This window comes from Paenibacillus sp. CR_12, from assembly GCF_041953985.1.
In the GTDB taxonomy this organism is placed as follows: Bacteria; Bacillota; Bacilli; order Paenibacillales; family Paenibacillaceae; genus Paenibacillus_AQ; species Paenibacillus_AQ lautus_A.
Map to the genome: position 1 here is coordinate 137,159 of NZ_JAVFHO010000011.1, position 18,684 is coordinate 155,842.

General features: G+C 52.0%; 19 protein-coding genes and 1 riboswitch. Of the genes, 5 read left to right on the forward strand and 14 right to left on the reverse strand.

Annotated features, from left to right (window positions below; genetic code table 11):
* Positions 1–145: 145 nt before the first annotated feature.
* A complete protein-coding gene (gene mqnE / locus RB297_RS28230) occupies positions 146–1,252 on the forward strand; it encodes an aminofutalosine synthase MqnE (RefSeq protein WP_009592862.1) in 1,107 nt (368 codons plus the stop codon).
* Between the two features lie 155 nt (positions 1,253–1,407).
* On the forward strand, positions 1,408–2,466 hold the full coding sequence (locus RB297_RS28235) for an NAD(P)/FAD-dependent oxidoreductase (protein WP_009592908.1): 1,059 nt from the start codon (positions 1,408–1,410) through the stop codon (positions 2,464–2,466).
* A gap of 63 nt (positions 2,467–2,529) precedes the next feature.
* Here the strand turns inward: RB297_RS28235 and RB297_RS28240 are convergent, their stop codons facing one another.
* On the reverse strand, positions 2,530–2,778 hold the full coding sequence (locus tag RB297_RS28240; protein WP_009592888.1) for a YuzB family protein: 249 nt from the start codon (positions 2,776–2,778) through the stop codon (positions 2,530–2,532).
* Between the two features lie 82 nt (positions 2,779–2,860).
* On the opposite strand from RB297_RS28240, the gene RB297_RS28245 reads away from it, so the two are divergent.
* The gene (locus RB297_RS28245) at positions 2,861–3,106 is read left to right on the forward strand and encodes a NifU family protein (RefSeq protein WP_006212609.1); all 246 of its coding nucleotides are present in this window, start codon (positions 2,861–2,863) and stop codon (positions 3,104–3,106) included.
* Positions 3,107–3,291: 185 nt separating this feature from the next.
* On the opposite strand, the gene RB297_RS28250 is transcribed toward RB297_RS28245, so the two are convergent.
* The 8 genes from RB297_RS28250 to RB297_RS28285 form a co-directional block, all read right to left on the reverse strand.
* Entirely contained in the window at positions 3,292–4,065 is a 774-nt protein-coding gene (locus tag RB297_RS28250; RefSeq protein WP_015737416.1) for an SDR family oxidoreductase, read from the reverse strand.
* Between the two features lie 207 nt (positions 4,066–4,272).
* Positions 4,273–5,115, reverse strand: a complete 843-nt coding sequence (locus RB297_RS28255; protein WP_375121947.1) for a MetQ/NlpA family ABC transporter substrate-binding protein — start codon at positions 5,113–5,115, stop codon at positions 4,273–4,275.
* A gap of 66 nt (positions 5,116–5,181) precedes the next feature.
* The gene (locus RB297_RS28260; RefSeq protein ID WP_009592866.1) at positions 5,182–5,850 is read right to left on the reverse strand and encodes a methionine ABC transporter permease; all 669 of its coding nucleotides are present in this window, start codon (positions 5,848–5,850) and stop codon (positions 5,182–5,184) included.
* Complete coding sequence (locus RB297_RS28265) at positions 5,850–6,866, reverse strand: methionine ABC transporter ATP-binding protein (protein WP_375121948.1); 1,017 nt, start codon at positions 6,864–6,866, stop codon at positions 5,850–5,852. Before RB297_RS28265 ends, RB297_RS28260 begins: the two co-directional genes overlap by 1 nt.
* Before the next feature lie 107 nt (positions 6,867–6,973).
* Positions 6,974–7,120: riboswitch (SAM riboswitch) on the reverse strand.
* A 121-nt stretch (positions 7,121–7,241) separates the two neighbouring features.
* Positions 7,242–7,961, reverse strand: coding sequence for a Cthe_2314 family HEPN domain-containing protein (locus RB297_RS28270; RefSeq protein ID WP_096776644.1), 720 nt, complete (start codon positions 7,959–7,961; stop codon positions 7,242–7,244).
* 25 nt (positions 7,962–7,986) lie between these two features.
* Positions 7,987–8,310: a hypothetical protein gene (locus tag RB297_RS28275; protein WP_375121949.1), complete on the reverse strand. Its 324-nt coding sequence runs from the start codon at positions 8,308–8,310 to the stop codon at positions 7,987–7,989.
* 86 nt (positions 8,311–8,396) lie between these two features.
* Positions 8,397–9,371, reverse strand: a complete 975-nt coding sequence (locus RB297_RS28280; RefSeq protein ID WP_375121950.1) for a COX15/CtaA family protein — start codon at positions 9,369–9,371, stop codon at positions 8,397–8,399.
* 249 nt (positions 9,372–9,620) lie between these two features.
* Entirely contained in the window at positions 9,621–9,965 is a 345-nt protein-coding gene (locus tag RB297_RS28285) for a thioredoxin family protein (RefSeq protein WP_009592843.1), read from the reverse strand.
* Positions 9,966–10,052: 87 nt separating this feature from the next.
* Between RB297_RS28285 and RB297_RS28290 the strand changes: the two genes are divergently transcribed.
* Positions 10,053–11,480 (forward strand): DUF2515 family protein, encoded by a 1,428-nt coding sequence (locus RB297_RS28290; RefSeq protein ID WP_375121951.1) that lies wholly within the window; start codon positions 10,053–10,055, stop codon positions 11,478–11,480.
* An 87-nt stretch (positions 11,481–11,567) separates the two neighbouring features.
* Here the strand turns inward: RB297_RS28290 and RB297_RS28295 are convergent, their stop codons facing one another.
* Genes RB297_RS28295 through RB297_RS28305 form a run of 3 tightly spaced genes read right to left on the reverse strand, consistent with a single transcriptional unit; the run spans position 11,568 to position 14,482 of the window.
* The gene (locus RB297_RS28295) at positions 11,568–13,193 is read right to left on the reverse strand and encodes a putative polysaccharide biosynthesis protein (protein WP_096776647.1); all 1,626 of its coding nucleotides are present in this window, start codon (positions 13,191–13,193) and stop codon (positions 11,568–11,570) included.
* A gap of 55 nt (positions 13,194–13,248) precedes the next feature.
* Complete coding sequence (locus RB297_RS28300; RefSeq protein ID WP_096776714.1) at positions 13,249–13,728, reverse strand: DUF456 domain-containing protein; 480 nt, start codon at positions 13,726–13,728, stop codon at positions 13,249–13,251.
* Positions 13,729–13,735: 7 nt separating this feature from the next.
* Entirely contained in the window at positions 13,736–14,482 is a 747-nt protein-coding gene (locus RB297_RS28305) for a Cof-type HAD-IIB family hydrolase (protein WP_015737425.1), read from the reverse strand.
* Positions 14,483–14,742: 260 nt separating this feature from the next.
* Between RB297_RS28305 and RB297_RS28310 the strand changes: the two genes are divergently transcribed.
* Positions 14,743–15,204, forward strand: coding sequence for an SRPBCC family protein (locus RB297_RS28310; protein WP_119846444.1), 462 nt, complete (start codon positions 14,743–14,745; stop codon positions 15,202–15,204).
* 49 nt (positions 15,205–15,253) lie between these two features.
* On the opposite strand, the gene RB297_RS28315 is transcribed toward RB297_RS28310, so the two are convergent.
* On the reverse strand, positions 15,254–17,308 hold the full coding sequence (locus tag RB297_RS28315) for a peptidoglycan D,D-transpeptidase FtsI family protein (protein ID WP_096776649.1): 2,055 nt from the start codon (positions 17,306–17,308) through the stop codon (positions 15,254–15,256).
* Between the two features lie 134 nt (positions 17,309–17,442).
* A complete protein-coding gene (locus tag RB297_RS28320; protein ID WP_096776650.1) occupies positions 17,443–18,591 on the reverse strand; it encodes a transglutaminase domain-containing protein in 1,149 nt (382 codons plus the stop codon).
* Positions 18,592–18,684: the final 93 nt, after the last annotated feature.

Here is an 18,684-nt window from a genome sequence, read left to right on the forward strand (position 1 = left end):
AAAGTTATTTATTTATTCAGCCCATTCATTGATTTCGTTGTTACACGACTATAAACGGACCGTTCCCCGCGGGGAGTGATCCACTTTATGATCACTTGATCTGCCGAATATTCGGTAAGTCAAAGTGTGAACAGGAGGATTGAACATGTCCACGATTGTGACACCATTTACCGATCAGAGAATGGCCGAGATCGTTGCGAAAGTCCAACGCGGCGAACGCCTGAATCTTGAAGACGGTGTGTATTTGTATCAAACCGATGACCTGCTGACCCTCGGGCAGCTGGCAAATGAAGCCAATTTGCGCAAGAACGGGAAAAAAGTTTACTTCATTGAGAACATGAGTCTCTATTTTACCAATGTATGCGAATCCCGCTGCGCTTTTTGCAATTTCCGGAAAGACCAAGGCGAGGAAGGCTCCTATACCCTCTCCGGCGCGGAAATGATCGAGTATGTGGAACAGCATATTCACCCCGGCATCCGTGAATTTCATATCGTTGGCGGACATAATAACCATGTCCCGTTCCAGTACTATGTAGATTCGCTGAAGGCATTGAAGGAACGTTTCCCTGAAGTTACCCTAAAGGCTTATACCGCGGCGGAGATCGAATTCTTCACCCGCATCAGCGGACTCAGCACGAAGGAAGTGCTGCAGGAGCTGCAGAAGGCTGGTCTTCAATCCTTGACGGGCGGCGGAGCCGAAATCTTGTCTGACCAGTACCGTCAGAAGATGAAGGTGGATAAAGCCAACGTGGATCAATACCTCGACGTTCATCGTACCGCGCATAAGCTCGGCATGAAGACGCACACGACCATGCTGTACGGCTCAATCGAGAGCCATGAGGACCGGATCCGCCATATGCTGCAAATTCGGGATCTTCAGGATGAAACGAACGGATTCATGGTATTCATTCCGCTGTCCATGCAGCCGAAGAATAAGAATGCGGGCATCATGCGCCGCAATTCGGCTTACGAAGATTTGAAAACCATTGCCATCAGCCGATTGATGCTGGATAATATCGACCACATCAAGGCTTACTTCATTAATATCGGGCCGCAATTGACGCAGGTCGCTCTCAGTTTCGGCGCATCGGACGTCCATGGCACGATCCTGAAGGAACGCATCAGCCATGCCGCAGGAGCGCTGACGCCAGAAGGGCTGACCCGCAAAGAGCTTGTGTGGCTCATCCAAGGCGCCGGCCGCATTCCGGTCGAACGCGATACCTTCTATAACGAGATCAAGGTTTACGAATAAGCCATACCAGCAAAAACGCAAGCAAAGCAGACGTTCCAAAAAACGGAAAACAGGTTAAAGAGATAATATAGCGTGGGTAACCTAAGCCGCTTTCAGCGGCGTTTTTCTTGCGAATCGGCGCTCACCTTCTTATCTCTTGAGAAAGGAAGAAATTTATGAAAAAGCTCGTCATTCTCGGCGGAGGCTATGGTGGTCTTGCCCTAATTCAAGAATTGTTCAGCGGCTATCTTCCTCCGGACGTGGAGGTCGTGCTCATCGACCGCATGCCGTACCAAGGACTCAAAACCGAATATTACGCGCTGGCAGCAGGTACCGTGGCCGATACCGCCGTTCGTGTTAAATTCCCGGTGTATGACCGCCTCCATGTTGTATACGGTGAAGTCCTATCCATTGATCTTGAGAAGAAGCTTGTGAACCTGACGAACAACGATCCGGTGGAATACGATCAGCTGGCCATTGCCCTGGGATGTACGGACCGTTATCATGGGGTACCGGGCGCTGAAGAATTCACGTTCAGCCTGCAATCTTTTGCGGCATCCCGGGAAACCTATTTGAACCTGAACAACCTCAGACCATATGGTCAAGTTCATATCATTGGCGGAGGCTTAAGCGGCATCGAGCTCGCTGCCGATCTTCGGGAAAGCCGGCCTGACCTGAATATCGCCATTTTGGACCGGGGACAACGGGTGCTTTCTTCTTTTCCTAACCGTTTGTCTGCTTATATTCATCGCTGGTTTGAGGAACACCACGTGGACATCCACAGCGGCGTATCCGTATCCCGAGTGGAGAAGGACGCCGTGTACAATCTGGATGTGCCGATCGCAACCGATCTGGCGGTATGGACGGCCGGCATTCAGCCCGTAAAGGTCGTACAGGATCTGGATCTGCCAAAAGACCGCAGCGGACGCATTCTGCTGAACGAATGGTACCAGGTTCCGTCCCATCCCGAGGTATATGTGATCGGCGACTGCGCCAGCCTCCCCTTCGTCCCGAGCGCGCAAGCGGCAGGGGCTCAGGCCGAGCAAGTGGGACATGTCATGAAAGCTTTATGGCGCGACGATACGCCTAAGGTATCTCCGCTGAAGCTGAAGGGAACGCTGGGTTCCCTCGGCAAACATGCGGGCTTTGGACTCATGGGCAGCACGTCGGTCATGGGCCGGGTACCAAGGATATTAAAGAGCGGCGTGCTCTGGAAATCCAAACGTCATTACTAGTCGAATGGTTACGGGCGCTGATAATGCTCCTGTGGAGGGACGCCGCGGAGCGAAAGCAGAACGTCAGCTCTCCTCTTCGCCGTCCCGAAAGCTTTCGAGCTTGCGGATGACAACCTCAAGCAGCTCTTCAGCCGTAGGGGCTTCAACCCAATCGCCATCCACGTAAGCGAAGGGCATCAAATAGCACTGGCCGCAGCTGGTCAGGCAGCCATATTCGATGACTTGGCAATCGTACTTGCCTTCAAGCGTCTGCAGCACTTTATCCGTGCCGAAATAGGAATTGCTTGTGCAAAACTCAATGATAATGGACATTGTTATTAGACCTGCCTTAAGATTGGCATTTTATTTTGCCGGTTTATGTACTATAATATAGGGAGGAAAGGAGTTGAACAAGATGAGTGAAAACACGCAAACCACTGTATATGATGAAGTGGCTGAAGTGCTTGATAAACTTCGTCCGTTCCTGCAGCGCGACGGCGGTGACGTGGAACTGGTTGACGTTGAAGACGGCATCGTTAAGCTGAAATTGATGGGTGCATGCGGTAGCTGCCCAAGCTCCACCATTACTCTGAAAGCAGGGATCGAGCGCGCCCTGGTTGAAGAAGTAGAAGGCATCCAAGAAGTAGTTCAAGTATTCTAAATCTTCTTTAACTATAAAGAGTCTTGGTTTCCCTCGCGGGACCAAGACTCTTTTTTTGAGATTAAAGAAGATATAAGTTTTCAGCGAAGCGTTAGCAATTCTTGAATCGTATTTAATGGTTTTGGGATCCCCGCAAAGTAAATGGAATAAACATCGAAGCGTAGATTCCACTTTGTGGGGATGTTTTATTCCGGCTTGATTAACGGGCGAATCGGGTCCAGCCCGCCGGATATATCCATAATATTGCCGGTAATGAAATCCGATTTATCCAGGCATAAATATTCGATCACCCTGGCGACGTCCTCGCCGCTGCCCGATCGTCCGCGAGGAGTCAACCCGTCCTGAATGCCGGATACTTCATCGATGGTTTTCTCTTTGTTGGCCCCGCGGATATCCCCCGGACAAATCATATTCACGGTGATTCCATACGGCCCTTCTTCCACGGCCAGCGTCTTCGTAAAGGAGACCAGGCCCACCTTCGCAGCCGCGTAGGCGGAGCGTTGAGGCCATGCGCGGGCTTCTCCCGCATGCCCGAAACCAAAGTGGATGATGCGTCCCCATTTTTTCTCCCGCATGGCAGGCAGAACGCGATGGTCCAGCAGCATGACGCCGGTTAAATTGCCATTCACCATATGTACGATTTCGTCGCGGCTGTACTCCGAGAACAGACGGCGTTCCCGAATGAACGGTCCAGCATTGTTAACCAGGATATCGACGCTGCCCAGCCGCTCCTCCGTCTGATCCACCAATGAATACAGCTCAGGCTCGCTGGCGATATCGGCTTTAATCGCGATGGATTTCACGCCAAACCCCTCGATTTCACGGGAAAGCGCCTCCGCTTCATCCTTGCTGTTCACATAATTTATGGCTATATGACATCCCTGCCGTGCTAACGACAGTGCCGTCATTTTTCCCAAACCTGTCGCACTGCCTGTAATCAGCGCCACTTTTCCCTTCAAGGCTTTCCCTCCTCAGATGGATATCCTTCCTTCAGTATAAAAGATTTGATAAGGCCGAACAACTTGCTTCCGACCAGGAATGGCCATTCGACAGAAAAAGAAAGAAAAAAGGGCCTATCCGCAAAGACCGATGGGTCTCTTGGATAATGCCCTTTCTTCACATATACGATGAATTCATATACATTATATCGAGCTTTACTGCTCGAATTAGAATGCCGGGATGACGGCACCTTTGTACTCTTCTTCAATAAAGGTTTTCACGTCCTCGGAAGTCAGCGCCTTCGCCAGTTTTTGGATGGCGTCGGTGTCCTTGTTGTCCGGACGGGCTACCAGCAGGTTGGCATAAGGATTGTCCTTGTCTTCGATGAAGAGCGCATCCTTCGTTGGGTCCAGTCCCGCTTCCAGCGCGTAGTTCGTATTGATGACAGCCAGATCCAGCTCATCCAGCATACGAGGCAGCATAGCGGCTTCGACTTCCTTGAACTCCAGGTTCTTCGGATTTTCTACGATATCCTTGGCGGTTGCTTCCAGCTTGCTTTCGTCGTTCAGCTTAATCACGCCGTTCTTGGACAGCAGCGTCAATGCACGGCCAGCATTGGAAGGATCATTCGGAATGGCTACAACCGCTCCATCCTTCAGCTCATCCGCAGATGTAATGGTTTTGGAGTACGCACCCAGCGGCTCCACGTGCACGGCGATCACGGACTCCAGGTCCAGCTTGCGCTCTTTGATTTCGTTATCCAGGTAAGGCTTGTGCTGGAAGAAATTCGCGTCGATTTCTTTGGAATCCACTTGCGTATTCGGCAGCACATAATCCGTGAATTCTACGATTTCCAGGTTTACGCCCTCTTTTTCAAGCGCAGGCTTGATATGCTCGAGAATCTTGGCATGCGGTGATGGCGAAGCCCCTACTTTCAAGGTCACGGTCTCTTGACCGCCGCCTCCCGTTGTTCCCCCTGGCTCGGATGCGTTATCCGCAGGCTTGCTGCCGCATGCAGCCAGCACCGCAACCAAGGTCAAGCTGATCAATGCCAATGTCCATTTTTTCATTCTAAAACTCTCCCTCCGAAAAATATATGATTTATATATTGTCTTTCTTGAAGCCTCATCAATCCGTTATTTTCTTGTAAAATGCCGCACCAGACGATCTCCTGCCATCTGCAGCAGCTGGACCAGGACAATCATCAGCACGACAGCCAGAATCATGATCTCGGTCTCATAACGGTAATAGCCATACTTAATGGCCAAATCCCCTAAACCGCCGCCCCCGACTTGACCGGACATCGCGGTGTAAGATACCAGGGTTACAATCGTGATGGTCATCCCGGCCAGCAGGCCCGGACGAGCCTCCGGAAGGAGCACCCTCCATACGATTTGGCTTGTCGAGGAGCCCATGGCGTGAGCCGCCTCGATCACGCCTTTATCCACTTCATTCAAAGCCGTTTCCACGAGCCTTGCGAAGAATGGAGCAGCGCCGATCACCAGCGGCGGAATGGTCCCCAGCACGCCGTACGAAACGCCTACGATCGACTTCGTAATCGGGATCATCGCCACGATCAGGATGATGAACGGAACCGAGCGCAGAATGTTTACAATGAACGACAGAATCGTGTAGCCGAAGCGTACCAACCCGGACGTGGACCTTGCGGCCATGTAGAGCAGCACGCCGACCGGCAGTCCGATGATGAAGCTGAACAAGGCCGAAGCTCCCAGCATCCGCAGGGTATCCAATGTTGCCGTCCATATCTCTTTCCAGTCGATCTGGGTAAAATCAAGTCCGAACATCAATGAATCACCTCCACGTCTAGTCCTTGTTCAAGCAGCTTCCGGATCGTATCTTCAATTGCGCGTTCTTCCCCTTCGAAACGAACGATGAGCTGGCCGTACGGCGTTTCTTTGATCGTAGAGATCGTGCCCTGCAGAATCGCAAAATTCACGCCCGTCTCATGAACGGTATGGGACAGGATCGATTCGTACGTTTTCGATCCCAGGAACGTGATTTGAACCGCTCTTGAAGGGCCGTTTACCTGACCCTGTATAGCCAGCCGCAGCGCTTCGCCGCTGTCCATCTCCTGGCGGATGAATTCCTGTGTCACTTCATGCTTCGGCTTCAGGAACACTTCCGTTACCGGTCCTTGCTCTACGATGCCGCCCTGATGAATAACGGCGACCCGGTCGCATATGCTCTGAATGACGTGCATCTCATGGGTAATCAGCACGATCGTCAGATGAAACTTTTTGTTAATGTCCAGCAGCAGGCGCAGAATCGAATCCGTCGTCTGCGGGTCAAGGGCCGAAGTGGCCTCGTCGCACAGCAGCACTTCGGGATCGCTCGCGAGCGCCCTGGCGATACCCACCCGCTGCTTCTGGCCCCCTGACAGCTGGGACGGGTATTTGTCGCGATGCGCCTCCAAGCCGACCAAAGCCAGCAGCTCGGATACTTTGCGCTCCAGTTCGGCCTTCGGCGTCTTGATCAGACGCAGCGGAAACGCAATGTTATCGTACACCGTCGCGGAAGACAGCAGGTTAAAGTGCTGAAAGATCATTCCGATTTTACGGCGCTCCGCCTGAAGCTGCTTCTTGCCGAGCGACGTCAAATTTTTGCCGTTGACCCACACCTCACCCGAGGTGGGACGCTCCAGTAAATTGATACAGCGGATCAATGTACTTTTACCTGCACCGGAGTGTCCGATCACTCCGAAAATTTCTCCTTTTTCAATCGACAAATCCAATTCGGACAACGCAGTTGTTAATGACCCGGCTTTTCCGTACTGCTTCGTCAATTGCTTGAGCTCAATCAATCCGATAATCCTCCTTTTTCCTTAGCTTCATATCTATTTACCCAAAAGAAAAGAGCCTCTTTTTGTAGAATCAAAAAGGGCCCTCTTTACGTAAAAGTCAACGCCTTTTCTCATCTGTCAAAGCTGAAGGTATCCCATAGCTTTGAAGGAATTAGCACCATGTCACTCCAAGCGTCATCGCATTATGCAATGGTACGCAAGAAGTCGGTTGCCGGGCTTCATCGGGCCTGTCCCTCCGCCTCTCTCGATAAGAAAACATCGATATGAAATTTTTCCGATTAAATTGATCTGATTTGATAACATTTAATGAATGCAATAGTTAGTATAGATTCTTTTCAGCCTTTTGTCAAAAGGAATTTCATGGCGATTTTGTGCCTAAGCCCGCACTCCATTTTCAGTCCACAGCTTGTTCGTATATTTATACGAGGCCGCCAGGCTGCGACATACCATATCGATGCCCTGTTGGAGATCATCCAGGTGCTTGTCGATATCCTCCAGCTCGATTTTGTCGGACAGTCCTTGATGGCGCTGCCACAAATCATCCTGCATCTCGGAGTTCATGTAGTGAATTTCAGCGTTGCGCCTTTTGCGGAGCGCGTTCAGCGGTGCTTTGTAGCGATCTTTGATCGCTTCCAGCTCTTCAGCCAGCTCACCGTGGGCCTTCAAAAATCTGAACTGCCGCAGGACCGTAAAATAAGAAAAATGCGCCTTTACCTTGGAGGTATGCAGATCAAACAAATCGTTCAGCACCGTGCCCAGCTTGTCAAGGATCGAGAATACGCGGATGAAGCCGTTTTTGTAAAAATACACATATCGTTGATATTCCCCTTGCTCCTGAATCGACATATCATCGATGTAACCCGATTTAACCGATTGACTGAAATGCTTGGCCGCATTCCAGCTCTGCTCCAGCTCATCCAGGGAGACGATCAGTCCCCGGGTCCAAATCTCCAGCTTGCGAAAATCATGCGTCGGATCTTGATTTTTATCCATTTCCTTCTGCAGCAGCCGGGTTGTCTTCACCATCGATTCGATGGCTTCCTCAAGCAGGCCGTTGTTCTGCCGGGGCTGTTCCCCAAGTAACATTCGAAGCATGGCGGTACCCCCTCGCGTCATCAGATTAACCTTGGTTCTTGATCTCGATTGTGCTAATGCCAATATACTCATTCCAGCGCTCAGCGGCCGTCTTCACGGCGATATCCTCGCGCGGGGGCAACTCATCCGGATCGCCATCAGGCCCTTCGGCATCCCCTTGACTGGCAGATGACCCATCATCTGCTGCGCCAATCCGGGTTCGTCCTGTTAGGATGCCCCCGAAACGGGAAGACAACTCCATAAGCATGGAGCGACTTGTGATTTCTCCGGTGTTATTAAATATAAACAAATTCGTTGCCTTATCAAACCTTTTCGATACGGCTGCCGGCAGCTCCTTTCTATACAACAAAGCCCTCGAACTCCGGTCCGGGGACTTTGCATGCATGTATGCTATAGAATATTGGATTTTCTTAACGGAATGATCGGCGTTCTTCCTTATACGATCTTTTCGCGGGGCACGTCGTGGCCCTTCCGTATTTTGGCTTCGAGCGGCTTGCTGAGCTGCCATACCCGGACGCTTAAATAACACAGTACGCCGAACAGCGCCGAGATCAGCAGCGTATGACCCAGTGCGGAGAATACGTAAACTTCCTCGTTATGCATCGTAGCCATGATGAGGGCGCCGCTGAACACCTGCAGCAGGCACAGCACGGTTGCCGAAATGCCCAGCATCTGGATCTCCCGGTTATCGCGATTGCGCCAATATGCAAAATGCCCCATCACCGCCACCACGATCAGCAGCAGAAGCGCGGCCACGCGGTGCATAAAGGCGATGCCGACCCCTCCGCTCAGCTCCGGTATCACTTCTCCGTTACACAACGGCCAGCCGGAGCAGCCTTCCCGGGAATCGGTATGGCTGACGAATGCACCGATATACACCACGATGTAGCTGTATAACGTTGTGCCCCAGACTAAATTACGGAAGCCCTTGCCCACCCGCGGCAATCGCTCCAGGTCAGCGGGTCCCTTCGCTTGTTCGATTCGGCGCATGCCCAAAGCCAGCATGACCGAACTGGCAAAAGCAATCAGCGAGAAGCCAAAATGCAGCGCCATGATCGCCGCCGATTGAGGTTTAACCACCGCGAGGGCCCCCATGATGGCTTGTACCACGACGAATATCGAGGTTCCGATGACGTAAGCCATCAAATCCCGGCGGTCCCGCTTGTACTTCCAGAACGCAATCAGCGAAGCCAAGGCGGCCAAGCCGGCCATTCCGCTTACGGCCCGGTGGGAATATTCGATCATCGAGGACACCGTGTAAGCGGGAACAAATTTGCCGTTGCACAGCGGCCACTCTTGGCCGCAGCCAAGCCCCGACCCCGTCTTTGTCACAACCATGCCCCCGAAAGTCGCGCAGAACATAATTAAGCATGTTATGTAACTCAGCCACTTTAATTGTTTATCGTTCACTTATCTCACCTGCTGCTCATAATCATTCACTATTCAAAACCTATACAGGATCGCATCATATACAGTCCACATTTCATTATACCTGATTCTTCAGCCCCGGTCACTTGAGCGATTGTGACAAAATGTTCAAAAATGAACAAAACCTTCATGCTCAAGGTACTTGACTTCGCAATTCCCCTCATAATATCCAATGTAAAAACAACACCGCCGCCCGTTATAGCTCAAAGGCGGCGGTGCTATCGTCACTGCTTACTTGTGAATCGTACCGTATACGTCTACGGCACGCTGCAGGAAATCTTCAATCTCCTCGCGCGATTTGCGGAGTTTGTTAACGTAGCGAACCAGCTCGCGACCGTCAGAGTATGCAACAAAGCTAGGGATGCCCAGAATATTTTGCTGCTGACTCACGTCACCGACAGCATCGACGTCAACTTCCACCAGAGTCAATTGGTTGGAGAACTTCGTCTCAACCTCCGGCATGAATGGATCGATAAACTTGCAATCGCCGCACCAGTCCGCTTTAAATACGGCAACTGTCAGTCGTGGAGACTGGATTGCAACCTGAAATTCTGCTTCTGAAGTGATTTTTTCCATTAGTTATCTCCCCTTTACGTCGAATTCCTTCACCCCTAGTGAATCAAATTGTTGAGTGGAAGTCAAATTTTAGAGCATACTGACTGTATGAGGTTCACGGTCTGGAATTATCATCAGAAAGTGCAGGTGACAACCGGCATGCACTCGCACGGAGCCAAGGACAAACCAAATCGGGGCAGGGATTACGGGGCATGGACAGCCGCCATTCCGCAAGCCCTGGCAGAATCATGGTCGGGTATGGTGGCAGCTTGGCGATATTCCTTAAAGCTTCGGATGAACAGGCATGAATTGCAGTGGGATCCTACAGCCGTCAGGGCCATTCGCAGGCAGCTCAAGAACATTCTCTCCTCCCATCCCTATCTGCCGCAGGGCATTTCTTCGTTTCTCCCTCTGCAAGAAGGTCACAGCGATATTCGCGGTCATGAGCCGGACCTGCAGCCAACGGATGAGGAGCAAGAGCTGGTTCATCGCATTCAGGAGGCCGCTGCCGCCGCCAACCGAAGCAACGTGACCCGAACCAAGGCCTATTTGGACTGTTACGAGTCGCATCCGGAGCTGCATTGGGCCTTCCTTGCCCATATGGTATCACGCAATGCCGGATGGAATATGAGCGATCTGAAGGGCGGGCTGAAGTCGGATCTCATGGCCCCCCCATTCCAAAACCATCTGTACAGTTTCCTGGAGCGCTGCAATGCGCTGATTTTTCAGGATGCCTATCCGCAGCTGCTTCTCTATATGCACAGTCGAAAAATAGGAAAACCCTTATTCCATTTGCTCCCCCGCTTCCATGTTTCATCGTTCATGACGCCGTTCTGGGAACGGTTCTGGAACGACCAAGGCAGTTCGCTGCTTACGGTCGCCCTCATCATTAATGAACAGAACTATATTGAGGGGCGGGTGGCAAGACATCCTTTTTACCGTCAGCATATTTTGCAGGATCCCCTCTTCCGGATGCATGAGCTAACCCGGTTGAATCAGATCGTATTTCCGCTGGGTCATAACCAACAGACAAGCACAGACTCTGCCGAAAATCCCGTATCCCCTACCCGGCCGCTGGCCGGACTCACCATCCCCAAGTTTGACGACCTGTCCATCCGGATCAAGGCAGGCCGCTCGCTGTACGCTTTACTGTTCGGTTACGAGGATATCTACCATGCCGTGCTGGCATTCGCTCGTTCCACCAAGCATCAGGGCTCGCGCGCTGAATATTGGCCGGCGTTATTTACGCCGACGCGGGATCAAGCCATGAATCACGGCCACGAGGGGCTTGAGCTTATCCAATCGGAATGGCTGCCGGACGGCCGTCGTCTGTATAGCCCCCGTCTCGAGGAGATCTGGCAGGATGAAACCCCGGAACCGATTCCCCGGTACGACTGGTATCAGGGCCACGCGATGTTTAAGCATATTCGCAAACCGAAACCGCCGATGCTGCCGGATATCACCCACGCCCATCGGGCCGTCCTGGAGAAAACCTCCATCGCCCATGACGTATCCGATCCGTTCCACCGGCAATAAAAGAAGACCATTCCGATACGGCCGGAATGGTCTCTTCTCTAACGGATGAATGAATAGACGTGCTGTTCTTGCATCATAGGTTTAGGTTTATCCCCGCTCCCGCATACGCGCAGGCTGCAGCCTCATCAGCGGACGGAATACCTTCTGCAAAGGACGCGGGTAACTGCTAAGCTCCGATTGCCGCAGTACGCCAAACACCACCAGCAGCACAAGATATATAATGACTACGGCTACGCCTACAACCAGGCAGGTCAGCAGAAATGCCAACCTTGCCGGCATGACATCGACCATCTGAATACCGGCCAGGTTCAGACCGTAACCGATCCCCCCTGCGGCAGCAACCGTCAGTATGAAGCCCATCCAGCGTTTGCCCAGGATCGAGAAGGATACAATCGCCTTGATCGATCTGACGTTCAGTATCGTAATGACAAGGAAACAGAGAGCCGTGCTCCCGATGATGCCGTAAATGCCAAACAACGGAGCAAGCAGGAAGCTGGCAACAAGCTTGACCGCTATCCCGATCATCACGTGAACCATCGAGAGCTTAGCTTTGCCGATTCCAAGAAGAATGGAGTTCGTTGTCATCATCGTGATCTGAAAAATCGTACCGAATGTCAGGAACCCGATGATCCCGCTTCCGCCGAGGGAACTAAACAGCAATCCGTTGATGGAATAGGATGCAACGCAGAGCGCAATCACCATCGGCATACCCGTCAATATGGCAACGCGCATGGCCAGCGATACTTGCTGTTCCAAATGCTCCTGATCTTTCCTCGCAAAAGCGGCAGAGATGATCGGAATGAGCGAGGTGCTGAGGGCAATGGCTAGAATCGGCGGAATGCCCGCTACGCTTTGCGCCCGGTTTCCTAATACCGCTAGGGCTGCGGTAGCCTCTCCCAGACCAACCTGCCCGATCAACAGCGGCTTCACAATGGAGCTGTCAATGAAGTTGACCGCCGGAACAGCCAGGGAAGACAGCACTATCGGTATAGACAGCGTGAATATATCCCGGTATATCCCGCCAAGCGGAATCGAGCGGTCCGCCGCCGGCATTTTGAGCTCACGATCGCTTCGGCGAAGTTTCACCGTAAAATACAGCATGACCGCAAATGCCCCGATACTGCCGAGGACGCCCCCGAAGGAAGCACCTGCCGCGATCCAGGTATCGTCATATCCCAAACGCAGCAGCACATAGGCCAAGCCGATCGCTGTCAGAACCCGTGCAATCTGCTCGATAATTTGCGATATGCCGCCAGCCGTCATATTATTGCGCCCTTGGAAGTAACCCCGCATCATGGCGATGGCCGGAAACAGCAGCAGCGCCGGAGCGAGCGCTTGAATGGCAGCGGCAGCTTCCGGCTGCTTGGCTATATGAGTGGCATAAAAAGGAGCTCCGAGGTAAAGGAGCAGCGTCATGACAACGCCTGCTGCCCCGGCAAAAATAAGCGCAGCATGATAGACGCGCCGAGCCTCCGCAGGCTTGTTCAAAGCATGGCGCTCCGATACCATTTTACTGAGCGTGCTGGGAATGCCGGCCGTGGCTACCGTTAACAGCATTAAATATACGTTATTGGCGATCGTAAACGAGGCATCCCCGATATCATTCAGCATATGCTCCAGCGGCACCCGCTGAGCAAGGCCCAGGACCCGGGCTACCAGCGCAGCAGCGGCCAAGATGATGGTGCCTTTAATAAATGACTCTTTCTTAGACAAAACCGTACCCTTCTTTCTCCTCCAAAGCGCCTCTTACAGCGATCGCTATGCTCTATTAGAAAATCCAGATGAAGAAAATGATGATCATCGCAAGCTGCAATATAATCTTCACCACAATGCTGCTAAACAATCCAACGACCGATCCGAAGCCAACCTTCATGGATTTGCTTGCTCCCGAGCCTGCCAGCATTTCACCCAGAAATGCGCCGAGGAACGGTCCGATAATCAACCCGAAGGCCGGTATCACGAACGGTCCGATAATAAGTCCGATCGTGCTGCCCCAGATCGAGGCTTTGGAACCGCCGAGTTTCTTGACTCCCCAGGCATTAACCGCATAATCGGCAATGAAGAGCACCACCAGAATAATGGTCTGGATAATCCAGAACCATGCATTGTAATGCTCGAATGTAAAGAACCAGCCGTAAACGAACAACGCCAGGTAAATGGCGACAACCCCCGGCAGAATAGGGTATACCGCCCCGGCCATCCCAATGATAAACAGAGCGATGACGATAATCCAGCCCAATACGTCCATCAACATCTCACCCTTCGATCAAAATATGATCCCTGATGACTTCGACGATGCCGTCCTCATTGTTGCTGGAAACCACAAGATCCGCCTCATCCTTCACGGTCTGCTGGGCATTGCCCATGGCCACGCCGAGGCCGGCCTGCTGGATGACGGCCAGGTCGTTCAGGCTGTCTCCTACGGCTACAACCTCGGACATGCTGATACCGAGCAGCTCGCACACCTGTCCGATCCCGGTCGCTTTGTTGACGCCCTGCGGATTGATTTCCAGGTTATCCGGCGAAGAGTTCGTGATCTCCAGTCCGCCCATATCCTGCAATCGCATCATGATATTGTGGCGTACCTCATGATCATTCGTGTTATATCCGAATTTCAGCCACTCCTGATTTGCGACATCATCGGTCCAGTTCTCAGAGTTATACAATCTATCTACTGAATACGCCCAGAACCACGATCCGGTTTCAACCGCGAGTGCATGCATTTGTTCCACGAGCTTGCTGTCGAGCAGCGCGCGGCGATGCAATTCATACGGCGCACGCCATACTTCGCCGCCGTTCACCGTTACCATCGGCGTCGTCAGTTCAAGCTGCTTGGCATACGGATAAGCATCCTGAAACGGCCGGCCCGTCGAGAGGCAGACGTGAATGCCGTGCCGCACCGCCTCCTTGATCCACTTCACGGTTTCCTCGGATACTTCATGGTCGTCCTGAAGCAGCGTACCGTCCATATCCAGTGCCAACAATCGATATTTATGTTTCATGGTATTAACCCCCTTACGAATCAAAGCAAACATAACGACATTTTACCACAAAAGGCCGGGCGTCAAAACATTCCCCTGAATGAGCAGCCCCTCGATGCATGCCAAACCAGGTAAAACCCGGCCTGACGCAAGATTTCCTCTAGGGGGCTCGAACAAACGACAAGCCCCTTGAAATAAATAAGCAATGTAAAAGAAAGAATACTCGTTACGGTATGCTAGGATGAATACGAAGACAAACCCGAAAGGAGTTATGCACCCCAATGACCAAGCTCAATCAGAATCCCGTCGTCACGGCAGAGATGTTGATTCGAAGACCCGTTTCAGAAGTTTTCGAGGCTTTCATCGACCCTGATATCACAACCAAGTTCTGGTTTACCAAAAGCAGCGGCAGACTTGAGAAAGGCCGGCATATCCGCTGGGATTGGGAAATGTATGGCGTGTTTGATGACTTGTATGTGCACGATATCGAGGAGAACCGCCGCATCGCCATCGAATCTTCCGATCAAACGAGGACCGAGTGGATATTCACCCCGCGGGGCGAACATGAGACCTTCGTTACCATTACCCATTCCGGATTTACAGGAAATGATGATGAGATATTGCATGGGGCTATTGATTCCATGGGAGGATACACCATGGTGCTCTGCGGCCTCAAAGCGCTGCTGGAGTTTGGCGTTGTTCTGAATCTCGTGGCGGACAAGGCCCCGGACGCCCATGTATGACAAAAAAACGGCAGCCAGCCCTGCAGGGCTATTGGCTGCCGTTTGTCGATTATTCGTTCGTACTGCCGTCCTCATTCTCACCCTCGGTTTTTTTAGGGTGCGGCGTACCGTCCAGTCCGTAAATCTCGTCATAAGCGTCGAAAATTTTACGGGCAACCGGCGCGGCACTCTGGGAACCGAAGCCTGCTTCCGGAATGACTACGGCAACGGCCAGTTTCGGATTTTGCCGTGGTGCAAAGGCGATGAACACCCCGTTTTCCACCCGGATCCGAGTGCCGTTTTTATAAATATCCTGCTCGGATGTTCCTGTTTTCCGCGCAAAATCATATTTGAAATCCTCGAAAGCCCGAAGTCCCTGCGTGTTCATCCCCGCAATGACTTCATTCCAGTACTGCTGCGGGAATTCCTCTTTATTCAATACTTCGCGCTTGAACTCCTTGACCACATTGCCGTCCTGATCCACAATCTTGCTGGCAAGCTGCGGACGGATGCGTTCTCCCCGATTGGCAAGCGTGCTGGCATACTGCGCCAATTGGAGCGTCGTATATTTGCCCGACTGTCCGAAGGAGGCGTACGCCATGGCAGCCAAATAACTTCCCGCCTGCTCGATGTTGGTATATTCGATGATGCCTTTATGCTCCTTTGGCAGACCGGATTCGGTGGATACCCCAAGCCCGAATTTCTTCATGTATCTATCCCATACCTCAACGGATTCGGAGCCGTACTTGTTGTACAGCTTTTCCCCGATCCAATCGACCATAAAGGCATTGGAGGAATGCTCGATCGCTTTTCTTGCGTTCAGGGACCCGTAGGCTTTACCGCCGGAGTTCCGAACCCTCGTATTATCCTTACCGAAGAATGCCGCGCCGCCGTCATAATAGTAATCGTTCGGCCCGAACAAGTTTTCGTTAAGCCCGATCAGCACCGACAAAGGTTTCATCGTCGAGCCAAGCAGCACGACCGATTCCAGATTGTTGCCGGAGCGCCCGGAACTGTATGGAGAGATCGTACCGTTGCCGTAATACTTCATGACGGATTCCCAATCGTCGGTGCCATTCTCCCATACATTGGGGTCATAGTCCGGCATGCTGGCCATGGCGACAATGTTGCCGGTATCCACTTCCATCGCTACCGCATAACCCGTGAGCGCATTCGGATGCGTTTTGCCGGAAACCGGATTGGCGTGCAGCCATTTCAGCTGATCGATGATCGCCTGCTGGGTAGCTTTTTGGATATCCTTATGAATCGTCGTATGGATGTTGTAACCCTTCTCCGGGGCAATCATGGTCGGTACCCCGTCCGCCATGTTCTGCGGATTAATCGGAATGCCGATATATCCGTTCTTGCCGCGCAGCTCATCCTGGAACATCATTTCGAGTCCGTCTACGCCGACCTTCTCCTGCTCCGTGTAGATGAGTCCCGGATCCTTTTGCTTCTTGTTCTGCTCATCAATCTCTTTATATTTATCCAATGTCTTAATGCCGCGGAACTCTTTCAAATATCCAATCGTTTGAACGGCGATTTTATCAGGGTTGTATTGACGCTGGCTCTCTTCCACGACCTCGACTCCGGGATACTCGTTCTTATGCTCCATAAAGTAAGCCACTTCTTTAGTCGAGAGATCCGCTTTGATGCGTCTCGGCTCATAACCCGGCTGCTTGTTAAATTCCAGGTCCATCGCTTTGATTACATCATCCACCGTTAACTTCTCTGCTTTCGGATCACCGTATTGATCGAAGACCCTGACCATTTCCTCGGCCAGCTTTTCGATTTCCGGACGGTTCTTCTTCCCTCGTTCGGATGAACTGTAATCCTTTAACAGCGTTAAATACAGGGCTTGGGAGGGTGTCGAGTAGGCAATCGGCGTTCCGGAAGCATCGATGATGCTGCCCCGAATCGGCTGAAGCGGGAAATTTTTAACCTGCCCACCGGTTTCGAGTTCTTTTAGCTCAGGCCCTTCCACGAACTGCAATATGGCAAGACGTATAATAATGACGCAGAATATAATAAACGTGCTGAAAAAAAATAGATTAACCCGCAAGTTAAACTGACTGCCGGCATCTCGTTCTTCTTGTTTGCGCTTGTCCGGCCTAAACCCTTTCACGTAAGCTTCTCCCCTTTATCCACAATCACATAAACCCATATTAACATAAACGCCCCCCCACTTCATCTGAAGGCCCATCGGATAGCAAGGGCGGACTTCCCTGCTAGAAAGCCGCCCCTGCCTATATCACTCTATTAAAATACCTGCTCTTTAATATGCGTCTCGTTGAAGCGCGGCGGATTAAACCAGTTGCCGCTCTGTGCCCAGGTCGGGTCAAGAGGGATCCAGCGCTTCTCTTCGCTCAAGTAGACTTCATTCCATGCGTGCGGACCATAACCGCCTTGTCCGTTATATCCCCTGCCGGTAACCACTCTGACCTTAAGATCCTGGGACCTCGCCATCATGGCATACAACCGGGCGTAATCAATGCATACCCCTAACCTCGTATCGTAGGTATCCTGCGGCGTCTGCTCTTTCCATATCCGCTGCTCTTCATACAGCGTCACTTTGTCGTGGTCATATGCGATCCGGCTGCCTACCCAATCATAAAGCTTTCGCGCTTTCTCTTCATCGGTTGACGCCCCCTTCACGACATGGGCAGCCGTCTGCTCGATGCCCTCGGGGATTTGATGGTCGATGACCTCGTACTTTCGCTGAATGATCCCATTCAATTCTTCCTGAACCGACTGGGTAAACACCGGCAGCTTTTCCTTAACGAGAGAACCCGACAAAGGCTCGATCACAGCCCGCGCCCCCTGCTGATAAACCGGAGAAGCTTCAACGTACCGGCTGAAGCCGTGATCAGGATTCAGACTGACGAAGATGAATAAGATAGCAATCACAATAATGCTCCGCGCTGCGCCCATGACGACGCCGATTCCGGCACCGGTCAGCCGGCTCAGCAGCGATGCCGAGGTTTCTTTTTTGGTTCCGAAGAGTCCCAGCCCGCCTCCCATGATCAGGGAAACCAGCAGCCGCAGCATAAACACGATAACGGCATAACTCAGCATAAACAGGACCGCAAACCGAAGCAGCGGGAAATCCGCCAGCGATTTTACGGCCGTATAATAAATCTGCTCCCAGAAGCGCAGCTCCCGATTCGGTAAACCGGAGACCGTGCCCAGCCAATCGCCTGCCTTAGGCGACAGCCATAATGTAAAAGGAACGGAGATCGCAAGCCCGACCAGGCGAAGCACCGCGTCCCCCAGAAAAAAAACAAGCTTCCCGGCTGAGCGGGAGGCTCCGCGACTCCATCCCTGAATGAGTGAAAAAGCCACAATCAGCAGCAGCAAGATGGTGATTCCGTTCCCTTCCAGCACACTTTCCTTCCATGCCGACATCAAACGGTATCCCCTCCTATCCCATGATGTCTTGTCAACGGACGTAAGCTTGATCGCATCAAGAACATGCTGCCAGCTTACATCCGCATCCGATTG

Excerpts from the sequence above, each read along its gene's own strand:
- mqnE (WP_009592862.1), top strand. The coding sequence starts at position 146 with ATGTCCACGATTGTGACACCATTTACCGATCAGAGAATGGCCGAGATC.
- RB297_RS28235 (WP_009592908.1), top strand. The coding sequence starts at position 1,408 with ATGAAAAAGCTCGTCATTCTCGGCGGAGGCTATGGTGGTCTTGCCCTA.
- RB297_RS28240 (WP_009592888.1), bottom strand. The coding sequence starts at position 2,778 with ATGTCCATTATCATTGAGTTTTGCACAAGCAATTCCTATTTCGGCACG.
- RB297_RS28245 (WP_006212609.1), top strand. The coding sequence starts at position 2,861 with ATGAGTGAAAACACGCAAACCACTGTATATGATGAAGTGGCTGAAGTG.
- RB297_RS28255 (WP_375121947.1), bottom strand. The coding sequence starts at position 5,115 with ATGAAAAAATGGACATTGGCATTGATCAGCTTGACCTTGGTTGCGGTG.
- RB297_RS28260 (WP_009592866.1), bottom strand. The coding sequence starts at position 5,850 with ATGTTCGGACTTGATTTTACCCAGATCGACTGGAAAGAGATATGGACG.
- RB297_RS28270 (WP_096776644.1), bottom strand. The coding sequence starts at position 7,961 with ATGCTTCGAATGTTACTTGGGGAACAGCCCCGGCAGAACAACGGCCTG.
- RB297_RS28285 (WP_009592843.1), bottom strand. The coding sequence starts at position 9,965 with ATGGAAAAAATCACTTCAGAAGCAGAATTTCAGGTTGCAATCCAGTCT.
- RB297_RS28290 (WP_375121951.1), top strand. The coding sequence starts at position 10,053 with ATGAGGTTCACGGTCTGGAATTATCATCAGAAAGTGCAGGTGACAACC.
- RB297_RS28300 (WP_096776714.1), bottom strand. The coding sequence starts at position 13,728 with ATGGACGTATTGGGCTGGATTATCGTCATCGCTCTGTTTATCATTGGG.
- RB297_RS28305 (WP_015737425.1), bottom strand. The coding sequence starts at position 14,482 with ATGAAACATAAATATCGATTGTTGGCACTGGATATGGACGGTACGCTG.
- RB297_RS28310 (WP_119846444.1), top strand. The coding sequence starts at position 14,743 with ATGACCAAGCTCAATCAGAATCCCGTCGTCACGGCAGAGATGTTGATT.